The sequence below is a fragment of the Bradyrhizobium sp. UFLA05-112 genome (genome assembly GCF_053572325.1).
Map to the genome: position 1 here is coordinate 146,889 of NZ_JBANBK010000003.1, position 20,229 is coordinate 167,117.

The 20,229-nt window shown below is 64.0% G+C and carries 19 protein-coding genes; 15 read left to right on the forward strand and 4 right to left on the reverse strand.

The genetic code is table 11. From position 1 onward, the window contains the following. Window positions 1-3 precede the first annotated feature (3 nt). Window positions 4-1,437, reverse strand: a complete 1,434-nt coding sequence (locus tag SO180_RS03155; RefSeq protein ID WP_449377355.1) for a basic amino acid/polyamine antiporter — start codon at window positions 1,435-1,437, stop codon at window positions 4-6. A gap of 302 nt (window positions 1,438-1,739) precedes the next feature. Between SO180_RS03155 and SO180_RS03160 the strand changes: the two genes are divergently transcribed. Beyond that, window positions 1,740-2,243 carry a DUF1269 domain-containing protein gene (locus SO180_RS03160; protein WP_254113161.1) on the forward strand — a complete coding sequence of 168 codons (504 nt, stop codon included), beginning with the start codon at window positions 1,740-1,742 and terminating at the stop codon, window positions 2,241-2,243. Between the two features lie 17 nt (window positions 2,244-2,260). On the opposite strand, the gene SO180_RS03165 is transcribed toward SO180_RS03160, so the two are convergent. Beyond that, a complete protein-coding gene (locus tag SO180_RS03165) occupies window positions 2,261-2,974 on the reverse strand; it encodes a Bax inhibitor-1/YccA family protein (protein ID WP_449377356.1) in 714 nt (237 codons plus the stop codon). Between the two features lie 229 nt (window positions 2,975-3,203). On the opposite strand from SO180_RS03165, the gene SO180_RS03170 reads away from it, so the two are divergent. From SO180_RS03170 to SO180_RS03235, 14 genes are all read left to right on the forward strand, one after another. Further along, on the forward strand, window positions 3,204-3,422 hold the full coding sequence (locus SO180_RS03170) for a DUF6894 family protein (RefSeq protein WP_449377357.1): 219 nt from the start codon (window positions 3,204-3,206) through the stop codon (window positions 3,420-3,422). A gap of 183 nt (window positions 3,423-3,605) precedes the next feature. Further along, window positions 3,606-5,045 (forward strand): basic amino acid/polyamine antiporter, encoded by a 1,440-nt coding sequence (locus tag SO180_RS03175; RefSeq protein WP_449377358.1) that lies wholly within the window; start codon window positions 3,606-3,608, stop codon window positions 5,043-5,045. A gap of 32 nt (window positions 5,046-5,077) precedes the next feature. Further along, a complete protein-coding gene (locus SO180_RS03180) occupies window positions 5,078-5,314 on the forward strand; it encodes a hypothetical protein (protein ID WP_449377359.1) in 237 nt (78 codons plus the stop codon). A 34-nt stretch (window positions 5,315-5,348) separates the two neighbouring features. Continuing rightward, entirely contained in the window at window positions 5,349-6,485 is a 1,137-nt protein-coding gene (locus SO180_RS03185) for an AI-2E family transporter (protein WP_449377360.1), read from the forward strand. A gap of 17 nt (window positions 6,486-6,502) precedes the next feature. After that, window positions 6,503-7,093 (forward strand): hypothetical protein, encoded by a 591-nt coding sequence (locus SO180_RS03190; RefSeq protein ID WP_449377425.1) that lies wholly within the window; start codon window positions 6,503-6,505, stop codon window positions 7,091-7,093. A 1-nt stretch (window position 7,094) separates the two neighbouring features. After that, complete coding sequence (locus SO180_RS03195) at window positions 7,095-7,580, forward strand: DUF992 domain-containing protein (RefSeq protein WP_449377361.1); 486 nt, start codon at window positions 7,095-7,097, stop codon at window positions 7,578-7,580. A 157-nt stretch (window positions 7,581-7,737) separates the two neighbouring features. Next, entirely contained in the window at window positions 7,738-8,295 is a 558-nt protein-coding gene (locus tag SO180_RS03200) for an HdeD family acid-resistance protein (protein WP_449377362.1), read from the forward strand. 17 nt (window positions 8,296-8,312) lie between these two features. Next, on the forward strand, window positions 8,313-8,636 hold the full coding sequence (locus SO180_RS03205) for a twin-arginine translocation signal domain-containing protein (protein WP_449377363.1): 324 nt from the start codon (window positions 8,313-8,315) through the stop codon (window positions 8,634-8,636). Window positions 8,637-8,678: 42 nt separating this feature from the next. After that, window positions 8,679-8,960 carry a hypothetical protein gene (locus SO180_RS03210; protein WP_449377364.1) on the forward strand — a complete coding sequence of 94 codons (282 nt, stop codon included), beginning with the start codon at window positions 8,679-8,681 and terminating at the stop codon, window positions 8,958-8,960. Window positions 8,961-9,007: 47 nt separating this feature from the next. Next, on the forward strand, window positions 9,008-10,228 hold the full coding sequence (locus SO180_RS03215) for an efflux RND transporter periplasmic adaptor subunit (RefSeq protein ID WP_449377365.1): 1,221 nt from the start codon (window positions 9,008-9,010) through the stop codon (window positions 10,226-10,228). Next, window positions 10,225-13,377 (forward strand): efflux RND transporter permease subunit, encoded by a 3,153-nt coding sequence (locus SO180_RS03220; RefSeq protein WP_449377366.1) that lies wholly within the window; start codon window positions 10,225-10,227, stop codon window positions 13,375-13,377. The genes SO180_RS03215 and SO180_RS03220 overlap by 4 nt, the downstream gene beginning before the upstream one ends. A gap of 3 nt (window positions 13,378-13,380) precedes the next feature. Continuing rightward, complete coding sequence (locus SO180_RS03225) at window positions 13,381-14,451, forward strand: HlyD family secretion protein (protein ID WP_449377367.1); 1,071 nt, start codon at window positions 13,381-13,383, stop codon at window positions 14,449-14,451. Continuing rightward, entirely contained in the window at window positions 14,448-17,225 is a 2,778-nt protein-coding gene (gene rbbA / locus SO180_RS03230; RefSeq protein ID WP_449377368.1) for a ribosome-associated ATPase/putative transporter RbbA, read from the forward strand. The genes SO180_RS03225 and rbbA overlap by 4 nt, the downstream gene beginning before the upstream one ends. A 2-nt stretch (window positions 17,226-17,227) precedes the next feature. Further along, window positions 17,228-18,340, forward strand: coding sequence for an ABC transporter permease (locus SO180_RS03235; protein WP_449377369.1), 1,113 nt, complete (start codon window positions 17,228-17,230; stop codon window positions 18,338-18,340). Window positions 18,341-18,345: 5 nt separating this feature from the next. On the opposite strand, the gene SO180_RS03240 is transcribed toward SO180_RS03235, so the two are convergent. Together SO180_RS03240 and SO180_RS03245 are read right to left on the reverse strand one after the other, a co-directional pair. Further along, window positions 18,346-19,113 carry an SDR family NAD(P)-dependent oxidoreductase gene (locus SO180_RS03240; protein ID WP_449377370.1) on the reverse strand — a complete coding sequence of 256 codons (768 nt, stop codon included), beginning with the start codon at window positions 19,111-19,113 and terminating at the stop codon, window positions 18,346-18,348. Then, a complete protein-coding gene (locus SO180_RS03245) occupies window positions 19,110-20,225 on the reverse strand; it encodes an ABC transporter ATP-binding protein (protein ID WP_449377371.1) in 1,116 nt (371 codons plus the stop codon). Before SO180_RS03245 ends, SO180_RS03240 begins: the two co-directional genes overlap by 4 nt. Between the last annotated feature and the right edge of the window lie 4 nt (window positions 20,226-20,229).

Consider the following 20,229-nt stretch of genomic DNA (forward strand, 5'->3'; position numbering starts at 1 on the left):
TGCCTAGATGGTGATGTAGCCGGTGGCCAGTCCGTGAATCCCGACCACAGCGCCGACCACAGCCACGATGAAGATGATCCATTCGACCGGCTTGAAGACCTTTGCCTTCTGCTCCAGTCGAGCCCAGAAGTACAAAACCGTACCGGGCGCGTAGAGAATGGCGGCCAGCAGCAGGTATTTCATCCCGGCCGCATAGATCAGGAACAGCGTGTAGACGACGGCGATGCCGGTGAAGATCATGTCGCGTCTGCGCTGGTCCGGACGCTTCTCATAGGTCTCGCCCCGACTGACCAGCAAGAGCCCATAGGCGGCGACCAGGAAAAACGGAATGAGGTTCATGACGCTCGTCAAATTGAGCATGAATGCAAAGGCGTCTCGCGACCAATAGGTGCTAATGACGAAGAGCTGGACGACCACGTTCGTCAACCACAGCGCCGCGGCCGGCACCTTGTTCGCGTTCTCCGTGCCGAACACCGCCGGCATGTCTCGCGTCCGGCCGGCGGCAGAGAGCACTTCGGCGCAGATCAGCGACCAGGCGAGATAGGCGCCCAACACGGAGATCAGGAGTCCAATACTGACGAAGACGGCGCCCCAATGCCCGACGACCGCCTCCAGCACCGTCGCCATTGACGGCTGGCGCATATCCGCGATCTCGGCGCGCGGGAGCACGGCATAGGGCAGCATGGTGACGAACACCATCAGGCTCGTCACGATCACGAAGCCGAGGATCGTTGCAGCTCCGACATGGGAACGCTCCCTGGCATAGCGCGAATAGACGCTGGCGCCCTCGATGCCGAGAAAGACGAACACCGTGACCAGCATGGTCGCGCGAATCTGCTCGAACAGGCTCTTGTCCGGCATGCCCTCGCCGCCCCAGAAATTGGCGCGGAACATGTCCGCCTTGAAGGCGAAGATCAGGATCGCGATGAAGACCAGGATCGGCACGATCTTGGCGATGGTGACGATGGTGTTGATCGCGGTCGCCTGCTGCACGCCGCGCAAGATCATGAAGTGGAACAGCCAGATGCCGATGGAAGCGACGATGATCGCGGTGACAGTGTTGCCATCGCCGAACACGGGAAAGAACGCGCCGAGCGTCGACTTGATCAGCACCCAGTAGGAGACATTGCCGATGCAGCTCCCGGACCAGTAGCCGAGTGCCGAGAGGAAGCCCGGATAGTCGCCAAATCCCGCCTTGGCATAGGCATAGACGCCGGCGTCGAGATCGGGCTTGCGTTCGGCCAGCGACTGGAAAACGCGGGCCAGCGTGTACATGCCGCCGCCGGCGATGCACCAGGCAAAGATGGCTCCGAACGGACCGGTTGCGATACCGAAGGTCCGCGGCAACGAGAAGATGCCCGAGCCGACCATCGAGCCGACCACCATCGCAGTCAGCGCAAACAGCGAAAGCTTCTGGATCGATGACGTCGTAGTCATGGAGGCCTCGCGCAGTCGGAAGCGTCCTCGCCAATCGGCTATTGTCGATGCTTGCGACCATGCGCTTTCGGACCTGCAGGGAATATCGGGTGATTACCTAGTCGCGGATCAGGATTTCCCTCCTCGCCGGCGACGACGCCGATCGCCTCGCGCGTGCCCCTTCGCGCATCAGAACATTCATCCTTTGAGCCCAGGGTTTTCTCCGATGCCGTGCGTAGCGCCCGCGGACTACCGTCGCGCCGGAGCGCACCATCAGCAGCATTCCGCCCAGCCGACAAAGCTTAAAGCTTAAGGAGGTTTCGATGTCCGATCTCGTCGCGATCGTGTACCCGACCGAGGCAAAAGCCGAGGAGGTGCGTCAGCGGCTCCTCAAATTGCAGAAGGAATACCTCATCACCATCAGCGACGCCGTGATCGCCGTCAAAACCGATACCGGCGGCATCAAGCTCAATCAGCTCGTCAACACGACGGCCGTGGGAGCGATGACCGGAAGCTTTTGGGGGCTCCTGATCGGCGTCTTGTTCCTGAACCCGATTCTCGGTGTCGCGGTCGGGGCGGCGTCGGGCGCGCTCGGCGGCGCGCTGTCCGATTTCGGCATCGACGATGCCTTCATGAAGGAACTGTCCGGTAACCTCCACACCGGCAACGCAGCCTTGTTCGTCCTGATCAAGCACATGACGGCGGACAAGGTGCTCAAGGAGATCAAGGACGCCGGCGGCGTCGTGCTGAAGACATCGCTGGACGAGAGCAAGGAAAAGATGCTGCGCGACGCGCTCGCCAGCGCAGCGGAGCGGCCGGCGGCTTGACGCCGCCTTCCGCCGCTTCAGCGACGATTGCCGAGAAGGCGCAGCAGCATCATGAACAGGTTGATGAAGTTGAGGTAGAGCGACAGCGCGGCGAGAACGGACTTCCGGCCTGCCGACGTCTCATCGTCCGCGCTGTCGTACATCGCCTTGATGCGCTGCGTGTCGTAAGCCGTGAGGCCTGCAAAGACGCCGACACCTACGATCGAGATCAGCCAGTCGAGCCCGGTCGACCTCAGGAAGAGGTTGACCAGGCTGGCGATGATGATGCCGATCAGGCCCATGAACAGGAAGGTGCCGACCCCGGACAGGTCGCGCCGCGTCGTGTATCCGAATAGGCTGAGTGCGCCGAAGGTCGCTGCGGTGACGAAGAACACGCGTGTGATCGAGGCGCTCGTGTAGATGTGGAGCAGGATCGAGAGCGATATGCCGACGAGCGCGGCATAGAGAAAGAAAAGCTGCCGTGCGGTGGAGACCGACAGCGTATTGATGCGCGATCCCAGAAAGAATACCAGCGCGAGCGGCGCCAGTATGAAGATCCACATCACCGGACTTTGCAGCCAGGCGGGATCAACCAGCTGGTAGGCCAGCCACGCCGCAACCGCAGTCACGCCGACACCCGTGGCCATGTGATTGTAGATCCGCAACATGTAGTCGCGCAGTCCGGCGTCAATCGCAATCGCGCTGCCGCCGGCCTGGCCTGAGGCCGCCAGATTCTGATCATAGTTCGACATCGCTTTCCTCCTCTCGCGCGTCGACGGGATCAGATCAGGCTATTCCGATGCGCAGGTCCCGGACATCGGCTGATCACCCGAGGAACCGAGGTAGGATTCCCCTAGTCCGGGGAGGCTCGCCTCGACCTTACGGGAGCGCAAGCTGCCGGACCGCTTGTCATCCCTTTGGCGGAGGCGCCTTACGGGTTTGTCACTGGAAGCCGTCCACGCGCGAGCTTAATGCAGCCGCATGCGCTACTTCTTTCACATCGTCGATCGATATGGCTTGTTCCCGGACCTGACCGGATGCGAGCACGCCGATCTGGATGCGGCGCTGGAGCACGCCAGGCGGCTGGCAGCCGAGCTCGCCAAGACAGGCGAGTTCTTTCGGTCGAGCTTCGTATTCGTGGCGCGGGCGGCGGCAGCCGGTTCGCCGTCGCGTTCCGACCAACAGGTTGCAGAAGCCTGAAGGCGGCGCTCCGCGCGAGGCCGGCGATGCCGATTTACGGCCATCGCCCTCTACAGAGAATCCCTGATGTGCGGGCGGGAAAACCGCCTCTAAGGTTGCAGGCTTGTCGGCCGGCCGCCATCCCGCGATTCCCCGCGGACTGTCGTATCAGGCCCATTTCCGATCGGAAGGCCATTCTCTGTCATGGCTCCTTCGTCGAACGAGGCCGCTCAAACGCTGTCACGCAGTGCGCTCACCGCGCTCGTGATCGGGTCGATGGTGGGTTCGGGCATCTTCGCATTGCCCGCATCCTTCGGTCGCGCCACGGGCGTGCTTGGGGCGATCATCGCCTGGGTCATTGCCGGTACCGGCATGCTGATGCTGGCGCTGGTGTTCCAGGCGCTCGCACGCCGCAAGCCGGAGCTCGACGCCGGCATCTATGCTTACGCCAGGGCCGGATTCGGCGATTACATCGGCTTTGCTTGCGCCGCCGGCTATTGGATTGGCTGCTGTCTTGCCGACGTCACCTGTCTCATCCTGATCAAGGCCACGCTCGGGCAGTTCTTTCCCATGTTCGGCGATGGCACGACGCCGACGGCGATCGCGGCGGCATCCGTGCTGCTGTGGGGCGTCCATGTCCTGGTGCTGCGCGGCATCAAGGGAGCGACCACCCTCAACACGATCGCAACCTACGCCAAGATCGTCCCGATCCTGGCGTTCATCACCGTGGCGATCTTTGCCGTGGACGCCGAACGGCTCTCGCAAAGCTTTTGGGGAACGGACGAGCCGGCTCTTGCGGACGTCTTCACGCAGGTCCGCGGTACAATGCTGCTCACCGTCTTCGTGTTCGTCGGGATCGAGGGCGCAAGCGTGTACTCCCGCTATGCGAGGGACCGCTCCGATATCGGGGTTGCGACCGTTTTCGGCTTCCTGATCGTCTTGAGCCTTCTCGTCCTCGTGACGCTTCTGTCCTACGGCGTGCTGCCTCGCGAGGCACTGGCGGCGCTTCCGACGCCTTCGATGGCCGGTGTGATGGAGGCGATGGTCGGGCGCTGGGGCAGCATCTTCATCAGCATCGGGCTGCTGATCTCGATCCTCGGAAACTACCTGTCATGGTCGCTGCTCGCAGCTGAAGTCCTGCATTCGGCGGCGCTGAACCGCACCATGCCCTCCTTCCTCGCAAACGTGAACGCGCATCAGGTCCCGGTGGGCGCGCTCTGGCTCACCAATTGCGTCATCCAGGCTTTCCTGCTCGTCACCTGGTTTGCGGAATATGCCTTCACGCTCGCGCTCAAGATGACCAGTGCGATGACGCTGATCCCGTATTTCTTCGTTGCGGCATATGGGCTGAAGCTGGCGTCGGTAAGCGAAACTTACCATGCCGGCGAACGCGCCCGCACCGTCGACGGGGTCCGCTCGGCCGTCGCGACGCTCTATGCCGCCGGCATGATCTATGCGGGCGGTCCCAAGTTCCTGCTGCTGTCGTCCATCCTGTACGCACCCGGAACGGTGCTATTCTTTCTCGCAAAGCGCGAGCGCAAGGAGCCGACCTTCAGGCCATTCGAAGCCGTCGCATTCGCAGCGTTGGTGGTCGCTGCGTGCGCCGGTATCTATGCGCTCACCATCGGAGCTATCTCGATCTGAACTTAGTCGCTGGTCGTACATTGGAGGCGAGCATGAACACCCGGGCCCTCTGCGGTATTCTGATCCTTGGACTTGCAGCAGCGATCGCACCTTCGTGGCCCTCTCTGGCGCAGTCCGACACCAAGAGCGTGGCCGCGCCGAAAGAAACAGGCGCAGCCGCGCCCAGCACCACCACACCCAATACGAACACCAACCCGACGAAGCACCGCTACTGGCGCCATCGCGGCGGCAAGCATCCACACTATGGCAGCCGTCGGGTTCGTACCTAGAAAAAGGGATGAGATCCCACGAATTGGTCGGTCGATGAGCGACACCCGGATCGGACAAGACAGGCTGCGCGAGGCGGTGCGGCGCGACGAAGCCGACCCCATCGGAGGCGACGGCCGGCGCAGCCTGCTCACGACTGGACTCACTCTGCTTGCCGCATGCGTCGCACTGTTCCTGGCGTGGCAATCCGTTTCGAGCCTCCTCGTCGTCTTCGCCGGCGTGCTGTTTGCGGCCTTGCTGGATGCCGCCGCGCGGGCGCTCGCTCCCGCCCTCCCGCTCAAGCGGGCCTGGCGATTGACGCTCGTGCTGCTGTTCCTCACTGCTCTGTCGGGACTTGGTCTCGTGTGGGGCGCACGCAAGCTGCCGGAGCAGACGCGCATATTGCTCAAGGTGATGGACGCCCAGCTCGACATCCTCCAGGAGCACCTGTTGTCGTACGGCGTCGATCTGCTCGGCCCGGAATGGGGCCGGGATTTCGCGCAATGGCTGTTCTCCGATCAGGGCCGGCTCCTCAGCCACGCCCAGTTCGTGCTGGGAGGCGCCTCGAGCGTACTGACCGCCACGCTCGTGATCCTGTTCCTCGGAATCCTCTTTGCATTCGATCCCACCAGCCATCGCGAAAGCCTGGTGATGCTGGTGAAGCCGTCATATCGGGCACGAACGCGCGAGGTGATGGACGAGATGGGCAACGTCATGCGGCTCTGGTTCGTCGGACAACTGATCCGCATCATCCTGATGACGCTGTGCGTCTGGGTCGCGCTTTACCTCATCGGGCTGCCCGGTCCGTTCGTGCTTGGGCTGCAGGCGGGATTGTCGAATTTCATCCCCTATCTCGGGCCGATCGTTGCCGCCATTCCGATTGCGCTCGTCGCGATGCCTCTCGGCGGCTCACTGCTGATCTGGGCCATGGTGGTCTACACCATCATCCAATCAGTCGAAGGCTATGTGATCGGCCCGCTGATCCAGCGCCACGCCGTGGAAATCCCGCCGGCCTGGACCCTGGTCGCGATCGTTCTGTTGGGCGCGCTGTTCGGCGTCATGGGCATTGCGCTGGCGATGCCGCTGGTTGCCATCGGCCGGGTCGCGATCATCCGATTCTACGTCGAGGACTACCTCGGCGATGGCCCCAGACTGACGCTCGGCAACGGCAAATCACGCGTGGGTGACCCATGAACAACACTGAGCGCGAGATGGATACGCAGCAGGCGGAGAGCGGCGACGCTCACCCAACGTATTCGAGCATGGCCCATTTCCTGTGGCAGCAGCTTCCTTATGTCGTGGCGCTGGTGCTGGCGATTGCGGGCGTCGCCTACACCAATGTCTCGCACCAGCCCCTGGTCGGCTATTGGGAGTTCCTGGCACTCGCCATCGGCGTGGTCTGCGTCATCACGAAATGGCCGGAGGTCGAGGCTAAGGAAGCCAAGTTGCGGTTGATCTGGACACAGGCGCTGCACTGGGTCGCCGTCCTGATTACGATGAACATCATCCTGGTGTCGGGCGTGCAGCAGTTGCTTCCGACACCGGCAACCGGCCTTGTTCTTCTGACTTTGCTCGCGCTCGGAACGTTCCTGGCGGGCGTCAGTCTTCTGTCGCTGCAAATTGCCTTCCTCGGCCTTGCGATGGGCTTGGCCGTTCCGGCGATATCCTGGCTGAAGCAGTCGTTCCTCTTCTTTCTGCTGGGCGCCATGCTCCTCATCGGCCTTGGTCTTACCTTCTGGCTTCGCCAGGACCGGCGGCCGGGAGCCGCGGCCGCCGACACCAAGACGCACATGGAGGCGTGACATGCGAATGACACGGATCGTTGCAGTGATCGGCGCATCGGCGCTGCTGTCCACATTCACCCTGCCCGCGTGCGCCGAGACCTTCAGGGTCGGCCGGCTCCTGTGTTTCAGCAACCCGCGCGTCGGGCTGGTGCTCGGATCGGCGCAGACGCTGCGCTGTGTATTCTATGCGCGAAACCCGGCCCGGCAGTACATCTATGAGGGGCGGATCCGCCGCGTTGGCCTTGATATCGGCGTGACGAGCGCAGGCACCCTCTCCTGGGCCGTGCTCGCGAAGAATTCGCGCATCGGCCCCGGCACCTTGCGCGGCAACTATGTGGGCGCGAGTGGTAATTTCGCTCTGGGGCCCGGCCTCGGCGCCAATGTCCTGATCGGCGGCTCACGACGCAGCGTCATGCTACAGCCGCTCTCCATCGAGCGATCGATCGGGCTCAATCTTGCAGCCGGCGTCACGAATCTGACGCTGGGGCCGAGGGGACGGCGATAGCGATCCGCCGCGCCTCTCGCGTGAGCGCAGCGCCGACATTCATGCCAATGGGAATATTCCCGCGCCACTGCTCAGGGTTTCGTCGGATGTCGGCGTTGCGGGTTCCAAGCTAGCATTCAGGCGTGTCGATCGAGCCATTGCCGATGAGGAGAATGGCATGACAGCCTATGACAGCCGAACCGAGATCGAGGGGCTCGTTCCGCCCCCGTTCTGGGTCTGCGCGCTTCTTGGCATCGTGCTGATCGCCGCCGGCCTCTTTGCTCTCGGCGACGTCGTGTTTGCAACTCTCATCAGCGTCAAGCTGATCGGCGTGATCGCGATCGCGGCCGGCGCGTTCGAGATCATGCACGCCTTCTGGACCAAAGGATGGGGCGGCTTCCTGTGGCAGGTTCTGCTTGGCGGGCTCTATCTGGGGCTCGGTTTCCTGCTGCTCGGCCAGCCTGTGTCAGGCGCTCTCATCCTGACCTACTTCCTCGGCGCGATACTGTTCGCCTCGGGCGCCATTCGCTGCGTGCTGAGTTTCGCGCATTGGCGGCAGAACGGATGGATGATGCTCATCTCCGGCGCCTTTGCAACGCTCGCAGGTCTCGTGATCCTGCTCGGATTCCCCGACATCAGCATCTGGGCCCTCGGATTCCTGCTGGGGGTCGACCTCATTTCGCACGGCCTGGCGTGGCTGCTCTACGCGCTGCAGTCCGTGCGGCGGACTGCGTGACAAGAGAGGAGAAGATGATGAACGTTCCCACTCGCCGTGCTTTCCTCGGCTTTGCCCAGAATGCCGTTGCCGCCGTAGCAATCGGCGCCATCGGCGTTCGCTTGATCGAGACCGCGGAAGCCATGCCGATCGCCCCCGATCTCGGGCAGGCCGGGACGCCATCCGATCTCGTGACGCAAGCGCAATGGGGACCTGGACCCGGCTGGGGACCTGGAACTGGCCCCGGTTGGGGACCCGGACCCGGTTGGGGGCGACCGCCGCCACCGCCGCAGCGGCGCAGGCGCCGCTGGGTCTGCTGGTGGCATCGCGGTCGTCGTCAATGCGGATGGCGGTGGCGCTAGAGCCGTCGCAAACCGACGCAGTCCTTCGGCGGCGGGTTTGTCATGACGACGATTCGGGCTCTCAACCAGACGATGGAGGACACCATGCACACGAAGAACCAATGGCTCCTTGCGGCCGTGCTGGCCGTCCTTCTCATTGTGGCCACCTGGTATTGCGTCGCTGTGTGGCAGGCGACGCCCATGCCGCTCTACGGCAACATCATCCTGGGAGTCGCCGCGATCTTCATACTGGTCTCGGGCTGCGGCCTGATCGCGCTGATGTTCTACAGCCGTCGCAAAGGCTACGACGAGCCTGCACGCAGCAACCGCACGCCACGGGAGTAAGCGAGGCCTGAGCTACTGATTTTCCAGGCCGGAGCAAGGAGCAGATGATGGACCTTGCGCAAGCCTCGGTCAGACTGCTGGCGGCAAGCCTTGTGACGATCTTCACCGGCGGGACAGCCTGGACCCAGGCTGCTCCCACTGGCCCTGCTGCGGTCGGTGTCGTGGAAGCGGCCGAGCGGCCGATCACCGAGAGCAACGAATTCATCGGGCGGATCGAGGCGATCAATCGCGTCAACGTCGTCGCACGCGTCACCGCGTTTCTGGAAAAGCGGCTGTTCGTCGAAGGCGCTGAAATCAAGACTGGGGATCAGCTCTATCATCTCGAACGCGGCCCCTTCGAAGCCGACCTCGAGGCAAAGCAGGCACAGGTAGCACAGCTCCAAGCGACGCTCGAGAATGCCAAACTGACCACCGAGCGCGCACGCACGCTGCTCGGCGGACCGGCCGGACAGCAATCGACCTATGACGCGGCGATCGCGAACCAGCGCAGCCTGGAAGCGCAGGTTCAGGCCGCGCAGGCACAGGTCGAGGCGTCCCGGATCAATCTCGACTACACCGTGATCAGCGCAGCGATCGACGGCAAGATCGGACGCACCTCGGTCACCGAAGGCAACGTCGTCAGTCCGAGTTCAGGCGTGCTGACCACCATCGTCAGCCAGGACCCGATGTACGTCACCTTCCCCGTGCCGCTTCGCCAGGGGCTGGAATTGCGCGAGCGCTATGGTCCGAAAGGCGGCCTGGAAGCCGTGGTGATCAGGTTGCGACTCCCCGACGGCCGCATGTATGGCCAATCCGGCAAGCTGAATTTCGTCGACAACACCATCGCGCAAAACACCGACACGGTCACCGTGCGCGGCGAGATCGCCAACCCCATCCTGCGGGCACCTTCGGCCGCGGGCGTGACCGTTCATGAACTCACCGACGGCGAATTCGTCACCGTCGTGCTCGAAGGCGTCGAGCCGGTCGAGGTGCTGGCAATCCCCCGCTCTGCCGTGCTCTCGGACCAGCAGGGTGATTATGTTCTCACCGTCGGTGCGGACAACAAGGCCGAGCAACACCGCATCAAGCTCGGACAATCGACGCCGACCATTGCCGCCGTGATCAGCGGGCTCACCGCCGGTGACAGGGTCATTGTCGAGGGCCTGCAGCGGGCCCGTCCCGGCCAAGTCGTCGCACCCGGTCCGGCAAGCCCGCTGATCCTGTCGAACATGAACGCCGCTACGGGCGACACCGGCACTTCCGGCAAAGCGGTGGGCACCAAGCCATGATGTCCGCGATCTTCATCGATCGTCCCCGACTGGCGATGGTGATCGCGTTCATCATCACCATCGCCGGCGCGCTCGCGCTGACGCAGATCCCGGTGGCGCAGTTTCCGGACATCGTGCCGCCGCAGGTTTCGGTCTCCGCCACCTTCCCCGGGGCATCGGCGGAGGTGGTCGAAGGTAGCGTCGCCCAGCCACTGGAGGCGCAAGTCATCGGCGTCGACCGCGCGCTCTACATGAAATCGACCAGCGCCAATGACGGCACCTACACGCTGACGGTCTCGTTCGCGCTCGGCACCAATCCAGACATTAACACCGTCAACGTCAACAACCGCGTCCAGAGCGCGCTGTCGCAATTGCCGACGGAGGTCCAGCAGCAGGGCGTGACGGTACGCAAGCGGTCCTCGGCCATCCTGCAATTCCTGGTGCTCTACAGCGCCGACGGACAGCAGGATCCACTCTTCATCACCAACTACGCCATCATCAACGTGCTTGATGCCCTCGCCAGCACGCCGGGCGTCGGCCAGACCAATCTGTTCGCCAAGATGAACTACTCGATGCGGATCTGGTTCGATACGCAGCGGCTGACCAGCCTCAATCTGACTCCGTCGGACGTCATTGCCGCGATCCGTACGCAAAGCGTTCAGGCGCCGGTCGGCCGCATCGGTGCGCGGCCGATCAGCGATGACCAGCAATTCCAGTTCAATGTGCAAACCCTTGGCCGGCTCGCCACCACCGATCAATTCGCCAACATCGTGCTGCGCGCGAATCCGGACGGCTCCTCGCTGTTGGTGAAGGACGTTGCGCGGGTCGAGATGGGCGCGCAAAACCTCGACAGCGAAGCGCGGATCGATGGACGCTCTGCCGTGCCGATCGCGATCTATCTTGCACCGGGCGCCAACGCCGTGACGACCGCGAAGGCAGTCGCGGCCACGATGCAACGCCTGTCCAAGCGTTTCCCGACCGGGCTCAGCTACCTCGTGCAATACGATTCCACGGGCTTCGTGTGGGATACGATCACCGAAGTCCTGCGGACGCTTGCCGAGGCCTTCGTCCTGGTCGTGATCGTGGTGTACCTCTTCCTTGGCAATCTCCGCGCCACCGTGATCCCGGCCGTGGCAGTTCCCGTGAGCCTGATCGGCACTTTCGCCGTGCTGCTGGTGGTCGGCTATTCGGCCAATACGGTGTCGCTGCTCGCAATGGTGCTCGCCATCGGCATCGTGGTGGACGACGCGATCGTGGTGGTCGAGAACGTGGAACGCGTCATGGAGGAGGAGCCGGATCTGTCCCCGGTCGAGGCCAGCAAGAAGGCCATGACGCAGATCACTGCACCGATCATCGCGATCACGCTGGTGCTGCTCTCCGTGTTCGTACCAATCGCGTTCATTCCGGGCATTTCCGGCACGCTGTTTCGCCAGTTCGCGGTCACGATCAGCGCAGCGATGATCATCTCGGCATTGAACGCGCTGACACTGTCGCCGGCGCTCTGCGCGCTGTTCCTGCGCCACACCGGACCTAGGGGCGGCATCATCGGGCGCGTGCTTGGCGGCATCGACTGGCTGCGCGAGTGCTACAGCAGCGGCGTTCGCCGGCTGTTGCGCATGGCGACCCTCTCCCTCCTGCTGGCTGTCGTGTTCGCGAGTGCGATCTTCGGCATGTCGCTGATCACGCCGACGGGCTTCCTCCCCGAGGAAGACCAGGGCGCCTTCTTCACATCGGTGCAACTCCCCGACGGCGCGTCGGTCGCACGCACCAGCGAGGTCACCCAAAAGATCGAAGACATCCTGAAGAAAATGCCGGCAGTCGATCACGTGCTCGCCGTCATCGGCTTCTCACTGCTCGACGGGGCATCCGAGCCGAACAGCGCGCTGGTCGTGACCCGACTCAAGCCTTTTGCCGATCGCAAGGCTGCGGCCGATTCTGCACAGGCGTTAATCGCGCAAACCTTCGCAGCCGGTGCGCAGATCCCGCAGGCAAACGTGCTGCCCTTCAACATGCCGCCGATCATCGGCCTCTCCACCTCCGGCGGGTTCGAATACCAGCTCGAGGCGCTGGAAGGACAGAGCCCTGCGGCCATCTCCAGCGTCACCAGCGCATTGATCAGCGCCGCCAACGCCGATCCAAGGCTGGCGCGCGTCTTCTCGACGTTCACGGCGACCAATCCTTCGATCTTTCTCGACATCGACCGCCGCAAGGCGCAGGCGCTCGGCGTTACCGTCAGCGACATCTTCACCGCCTTGCAGGCGACGCTCGGCGGTATCTACGTCAACAACTTCAACCTGTACGGCCGCACCTGGCAGGTCAACGTCCAGGGCGAGGCGTTCGATCGCGCCGATATCTCCGACATCTGGCGGATCTACTTGCGCAACGACACTGGCCAGATGGTGCCGATACGCTCGCTAGCCGGCATCAAGATCGTGACCGGACCGCAGGTGATCACCCGCTACAACAACTATCGCTCGGTGACGGTGAACGGCAGCCCGGCGCCAGGCATCTCGTCCGGCACCGCGATTGCAACCATGGCGGAGATCTCGAACACCGTGCTGCCGACGGGCTACAGCTTCGAATGGACCGGCACCGCCTATCAGGAGCAGCAAGCCGCCGGCCAGACCGGCATCGTGCTGATGCTCGCGGTATTGTTCGCCTATCTGTTCCTGGTCGCGCTCTACGAAAGCACCGTGATCCCGATCCCGGTGCTGCTCTCGGTCGTCGTCGGTGTGCTCGGCTCCTATGTCGGGATCAAGGTCGCCGGCCTCAATCTCGATCTCTATGGCCAGATCGGCCTCGTGGTCTTGATCGCGCTCGCTGCCAAGAACGGCATCCTGATCGTGGAGTTCGCAAAGGAGCGGCGCGAGGCGGGCGTGGCGCTCCACGATGCGGCGATCCAGGGGGCACATATGCGCTTCCGCGCGGTCATGATGACGTCGGTTGCGTTCATCCTCGGTCTCCTGCCGCTCGTCATCGCAACCGGTGCCGCCGAGCTCAGCCGCCGTGCCGTCGGCACGGCCGTTTTCGCCGGCATGCTCGCCGCCAGCTCGATCGGGATCTTCATGGTGCCGATGCTCTACGTGACGTTCCAGCGCCTGCGCGAGCGGGCGAAGGCGAAACCCGGTTCAAACCCCCACCTGACACCGCCTGTCGATGAAACGGTCTAGACCATGACGCGCAATCGAAAACGCTGGCTGATCGCCCTCCTTGTCGTGGCCTTAGGCGTGGGCGGCTACCTCGCCTGGCAGAGGCTGGGCAGTGACAGCCTTCCGCTCGGCTTTGCCAGCGGCAACGGCCGCATCGAGGCCGTCGAAATCGACATTGCGACCAAGACGCCGGGCCGGATCAAGGACATCCTGGTGAGAGAGGGCGATTTGGTCTCTGCCGGACAGGCGCTGGCGCAAATGGATACCGTGCAACTCGAGGCGCTATACCGTCAGGCGCAGGCGCAACTGCGCCGCGCCACGATCGGAATCGACACGGCCAAGAGTTTCGTGACCCAGCGCGAGGCCGAGAAGAAGACGGCGACCGCCGTGATCAGCCAGCGCAGCGCGGAGTTCGATGCGGCCGATCGAAAGCTGCAACGCTCGGAGCAATTGATCAGGACCAATGCCGTGTCGCAGCAGGTGCTCGACGACGACCGGGCGGCTGCCAACGGCGCGCGCGCAGCCGTGGCCGCATCGGAGGCCCAGCTCGCCGGCTCGGAAGCTGCGATCAGTGCCGCTGAAGCACAAGTCGTCGATGCCGAGGCTGCCGTAGAGGCGGCGAAGGCGGCCATCGAGAGCATCAAGGCCGACCTCAACGACTCGACGCTGCGCGCGCCGCGCGATGGACGCGTCCAGTTCCGCGTGGCTCAGCCCGGCGAAGTGCTCTCCGCCGGCGGACGCGTGCTCAACCTCGTCGACCTCGGCGACGTCTACATGACCTTCTTTCTGCCGACCGCGCAGGCAGGCCGCGTCGCGATCGGCTCGGAGGTCCGCCTCGTGCTCGACGCCGCGCCGCAATGGGTGATTCCCGCCAAGGCGACGTTCGTCGCCAGCGTTGCCCAGTTCACGCCGAAGACGGTCGAGACCGAGGAGGAGCGCCAGAAGCTGATGTTCCGCGTCCGCGCGCATATCTCCCCCGACCTGCTGCGGAGAAACATCGAGCAGGTCAAGACCGGCCTGCCCGGCCGGGCCTTCGTCCGGCTCGACCAGAACGCCGCGTGGCCGGCGCAACTGACGGAACATCTGGTCAAATGAGCGACGCGTCGAATGGCGATCAGTCAGCGGTGCCGGTCATACGCCTGGAGGCGGTCGCGCTGTCCTATGACAGGACTCGCGCACTTGACGGCATCACGCTCGACATTCCCGCAGGCCGCATGGTTGGATTGATCGGACCTGACGGGGTCGGAAAATCCAGCCTGCTTTCGCTGATCGCCGGGGCTCGCGCGATCCAGGGAGGCGGCGTCCACGTGCTCGGCGGCGACATGGCCGACGCTGCGCATCGCCGACGGACCTGCCCGCAGATCGCCTATATGCCGCAGGGCCTGGGCAAGAATCTCTACCCGACTCTGTCCGTCTTCGAGAATGTCGATTTCTTCGGCCGCCTGTTCGGACACGACCGGCGCGAGCGGGAGGAACGCATACAGCAGCTCCTCAAGGACACTGACCTTGCTGCCTTTGCCGACCGACCCGCCGGTAAGCTGTCCGGCGGCATGAAGCAGAAGCTCGGCCTCTGCTGCGCGCTGATCCACGATCCCGACCTGCTGATCCTCGACGAGCCGACCACTGGCGTCGACCCGCTCTCGCGCCGGCAGTTCTGGGAGTTGATCGAGACGATCCGGAAGGATCGTCCCGGCATGAGCGTCATCGTCGCGACCGCCTATATGGAGGAAGCCGCGCGCTTCGACTGGCTCGTTGCAATGAACGACGGCCGGGTACTGGCCACCGGCACGCCGGCTGCACTGCTGCAGCAGACCGGCGCCGACAATCTCGACGCCGCCTTCATCGCCCTGCTCCCCGAGGCGCAGCGACGGGGTTACAAAGAGGTGGTGATCCCGCCGCGCGCGGGCGACCATGACGGCGACATCGCGATCGAGGCCGAGCAACTGACCGTTCGGTTCGGCGATTTCACGGCCGTCGATCATGTGAGCTTCCGCATCGCTCGCGGCGAGATCTTCGGCTTCCTCGGCTCGAACGGCTGCGGCAAGACCACGACGATGAAGGTGTTGACCGGGCTGCTGCCGGCGAGCGAAGGCGAAGCCAGGCTGTTCGGGCATGAGGTCGATCCCAACGACATGGATGTCCGGCGGCGCGTCGGCTACATGTCGCAGGCCTTTTCGCTCTATTCCGAGCTGACGATCCGCCAGAACCTGGAACTGCACGCACGCCTGTTCCGCCTCGCGCCAGAGACCATCGAAGACCGCGTCCGCCAGATGGTCGAAGACTTCGACCTCACCGACGTCATCGACGCGCTGCCCGATGCGCTGCCGCTCGGTGTGCGCCAGCGCCTGTCGCTGGCGGTCGCCATGATCCACGCACCCGACGTCCTGATCCTGGACGAGCCGACGTCAGGTGTCGATCCGGTCGCGCGCGATGGCTTCTGGCAGATCCTGTCCGACCTGTCGCGGCGCGACAACGTCACGATCTTCGTGTCCACCCATTTCATGAACGAGGCCGAGCGCTGCGACCGCATCTCGCTGATGCATGCCGGCGAGGTGATGATCAGCGACACGCCGGCAGGGATCGCGGAGCGGCGCGGCGGCGGCAACCTGGAGGAAGCCTTCGTCGCCTATCTGAAGGACGCGATCGCCGCAACGGACGCAAGCGAGACGCGCACCACGCCGCATGTCGCGACCGAACCCGTGGTCACCAGGGCGCACGGCGCCATGCACAATGCCCTGAGCTTCTTCGATCCGCGACGCATGTTTGCCTACACGCAGCGGGAGGCACTCGAGCTCAGGCGCGACCCGATCCGAGCGACGCTGGCGATCCTCGGCAGCCTGATCCTGATGTTCGTGATGGGTTATGGCATCAACATGGACGTCGAGAACCTCTCCTTCGCCGTCATGGACCGCGACGATACCACGATCAGCCGCGACTACGTCCTTCAGATCGCGGGGTCCCGCTATTTCACGGAGCTCGCACCGATCACCGACTATGACGATCTCGACCGCCGCATGCGCAACGGCGAGTTGAGCCTGGCCATCGAAATTCCGCCTGGCTTCGGTCGCGATGTGGCGCGCGGCAGCGACGTCCAGATCGGCGCCTGGGTCGACGGCGCGATGCCATCGCGCGCGGAGACAGTGCGGAGTTATGTGCAGGCGATGCACGCGACGTGGCTCGCGCAACGGGCCCGGCAACTCCTGGGCAATGCCGCGACCACCGGTGACTACCAGCTCGAGGTACGTTTCCTCTACAACCCCGACATCAGAAGCATCGTCGCGATGGCGCCCGCCGTGATCCCGATCCTGCTCCTGATCATCCCGGCGATCCTGGCGACGCTGAGCGTCGTGAGGGAGAAGGAGCTGGGATCGATCATCAACTTCTACGTCACGCCGGTGACCCGGATCGAGTTCCTGCTCGGCAAGCAGCTGCCCTATGTCGCGCTCGCCATGCTGAACTTCTTCCTCCTGACCGCTTTCGCCGTGTTCGCATTCGGCGTTCCCTTCAGGGGCAGCTTCGTTGCCTTCACGGCAGCCGCCCTCCTCTACGTCGTCATCACGACCGCGATGGGGCTCGTGATCTCCTCGTTCATGACGAGCCAGATTGCTGCGATCTTCGCGACCGCGCTGCTCACCATGATTCCGGCCACGCAATATTCGGGTCTGGTCGATCCGGTATCATCGCTCCAGGGTGCGGGCGCGATCATCGGACGGATCTACCCGACGGCCCATTTCGTCACCATCACGCGCGGCACCTTCTCCAAGGGGCTCGACTTCAGCGATCTTTCGGGACCGTTCCTGGCGCTCGTCATCACCATCCCCGTGCTGCTCGGGCTCGGCGTGCTGCTCCTGAAGAAACAGGCGAACTAACCATGCGCGCAGGCAATATCATCCAGCTCGGCGTCAAGGAACTGCGCGGCCTGTTGCGCGATCCGATGATGCTGGGGCTGATCGTCTATGCCTTCACGGTCTCGATCTATACCTCGTCCAGGGCGCAGCCGGAGACGCTGAACCAGGCGGCGCTGGCCATCGTCGACGAGGACAGGTCGCCCGCCGCCACGCGCATCATCACCGCATTCAGGCCGCCCTATTTCACGGTCCCGCGGCTGATCCCACAATCGGAGATGATGTCCCGCATGGACGCCGGGCTCGACACCTTCGCGCTCAACATTCCGCCCAACTTCCAGCGTGACCTGCTGGCGCAGCGATCGCCCGCCATCCAGCTCAATGTCGATGCGACGCGCATGTCGCAGGCTTTCACGGGAAGCGGCTACATCCAATCCATCGTCAGCGACGAGGTCAGCGAGTTCCTGTCCCGCTACCGTTCGGCCGCACCGCTGCCGATTGATCTGGCGCTGCGCGCGCGTTTCAATCCAGAGCTCAACAAGGGCTGGTTCGGCGCGATCAACAACGTCATCTCCTCGGTCACGATGCTCTCGATCATCCTGACCGGCGCGGCGCTGATCCGCGAGCGCGAGCATGGCACCATAGAGCATCTCCTGGTGATGCCGGTGACGCCGTTCGAGGTGATGGCGAGCAAGATCTGGTCGATGGGGCTCGTCGTTCTCGTCGCCGCCAGCGTCGCGATCATCTTCATCGTTCAGGGATTGCTCGCGGTTCGGATCGGCGGCTCGGTCCCGCTGTTCCTGTTCGGTACGGCGCTCTACCTCTTCGCCACCACCTGCATGGGCATCTTCCTCGCCACCTCTGCCGGCACCATGCCGCAATTCGGTCTGCTGCTGATGCTGGTGCTGATGCCGCTTCAGATGCTGTCGGGCGCGACGACGCCGCGCGAGAGCATGCCCCAGATCATTCAGGACATCATGCTCGCCGCACCGAACACCCATTTCGTCATCCTCGCGCAGGCTGTCCTGTTCCGTGGCGCGGGACTGACGGTCGTCTGGCCGCAATTTGCGGCCTTGCTGACGATCGGCGGGATCCTGTTCTTCGTGTCTCTTCGCCGCTTCCGGCAATTCCTGCGCTGAACGACCTAGCCGAGGCCGCCGTCGACCTGGAAGCACTGACGCGTGATGCGTTTGCTGTCATCGGACGCCAGAAACAGCGCCATCCGCGCGATATCCTCCGGCGTTACCGCGTCCGGAATGGCCTGCCGCGTGCGAAGTTCGGCGATCTTTTGCTCGTCGGGATACCAGAGCCGACGCTGACGTTCCGTGATCACCATACCCGGCGCGATCGCATTGACGCGGATGCGGTCGGGGCCCACCAGCCGGGCGAGCGCGTTGGTGAAGCCGACGATCGCCGCTTTGGCCGCGGCGTAAACCGGCAGCGCCGGCGCGCCGCGTATCCATGCCACCGATGACATGTTGATGATCGAACCGCCACCGCGTGCCTGCATCTGCGGCACGATCCCCTGCGCGGCGAAGAAGACGTGTTTGAAGTTGACGCCGATTGTCCAGTCAAATTCTGCCGGCGTCACCTCGGACACTACCTGGCGCTGGTCGTTGGCGGCGTTGTTGACCAGCACCGCGGCATCGCCAAGCGTGCCGTGGACCTCTGCCATCGCCTCGCGCAGGGCCCCGATGTCGAGCAAGTCGCACGGCACGAAGAGGGGCGCTGAGCCGCCTGCGTCCGTCACCTCCCGCACCAAGGTCTCACCGGCATCGGTGTCGATGTCGAGGAAGGCGACGCGGGCCTGTTGGGCCGCGAACGCGCGCACGAAGGCCGCGCCGATACCGCTGGCGCCGCCGGTAATCAACACCACCTGGCCCGCAAGGCCCGGATAACTCGTCTCAGTCATGCGATCAGCCGCTCCGTCTCGGGGTCGAACAGGCAGATGCGGCGCGTGTCGAGCGCGAAGGCGGCGCGCTCGCCCGGCACCGGCCGGATGTCGGGCGCAATCCGCGCCAATGCGGACTCGCCGCCAAGCCGTAGCAATACGATGGTCTCCGCACCAGTCGGCTCGACCATCTCGACAGGCGCATTGACGACGACGGGCGCGCCGGCGCCGTTGGAGAAACTGCGGCTTCCCTCGGCGATGCATTCCGGCCGGATCCCGACCACGATCTCGCGGCCGACGAAGGAGGCTGCTGCGTCATATCCTTGCAGGCGCAGGCGGGCCTCGTCCGGCCGACCCGCGCCGATGACGACCACCGGCCCGCCATCTTCGGTTTCCAGCCGCGCCCTCATGGTATTCATCGGCGGCGAGCCCATGAAGCGCGCCACGAACAAATTGGCCGGATAGCGGTACACGGTGTCGGGATCGGCGAACTGCTGCACCTCGCCCTGATGCATGACGGCGATCCGCGTCGCCATCGTCATCGCCTCGATCTGGTCGTGGGTGACGTAGACGATGGTGGCGCCGATGCGCTGATGCAGCCGCTTGATCTCCATCCGCATTTCGACGCGCAGCTTGGCATCGAGATTGGAGAGCGGCTCGTCGAACAGGAACAGCAGGGGATCGCGCACCAGCGCGCGGCCCATCGCCACGCGCTGGCGCTGGCCGCCGGACAATTGCGCCGGCTTGCGTCCGAGCAGCGGCTCGATCTGCAAGAGGCGCGCGACATTCGATAGCGCCTTCTCCTGCTCCGCCTTCGGCACATGACGGCATTCCATGCCGAACGTGATATTCTGCCTCACCGTCATCGACGGATAGAGCGCGTAGGACTGGAACACCATGGCGATGTCGCGATCCTTCGGCGGGACATCATTGACGACTCGTCCACCGATCTCGATTGTTCCGTCGTTGGCGCGATCGAGCCCGGCGACGATGTTGAGCAGCGTGGACTTGCCGCAGCCGGAGGGCCCGACCAGCACCGTGAACTCACCGCTCTCGATGTCGAGATCGATCCCCTTCAGCACCTCGAGATTGGCGTAACGCTTCGACAGGGAGCGAATGCTCAATGCTGCCATGACA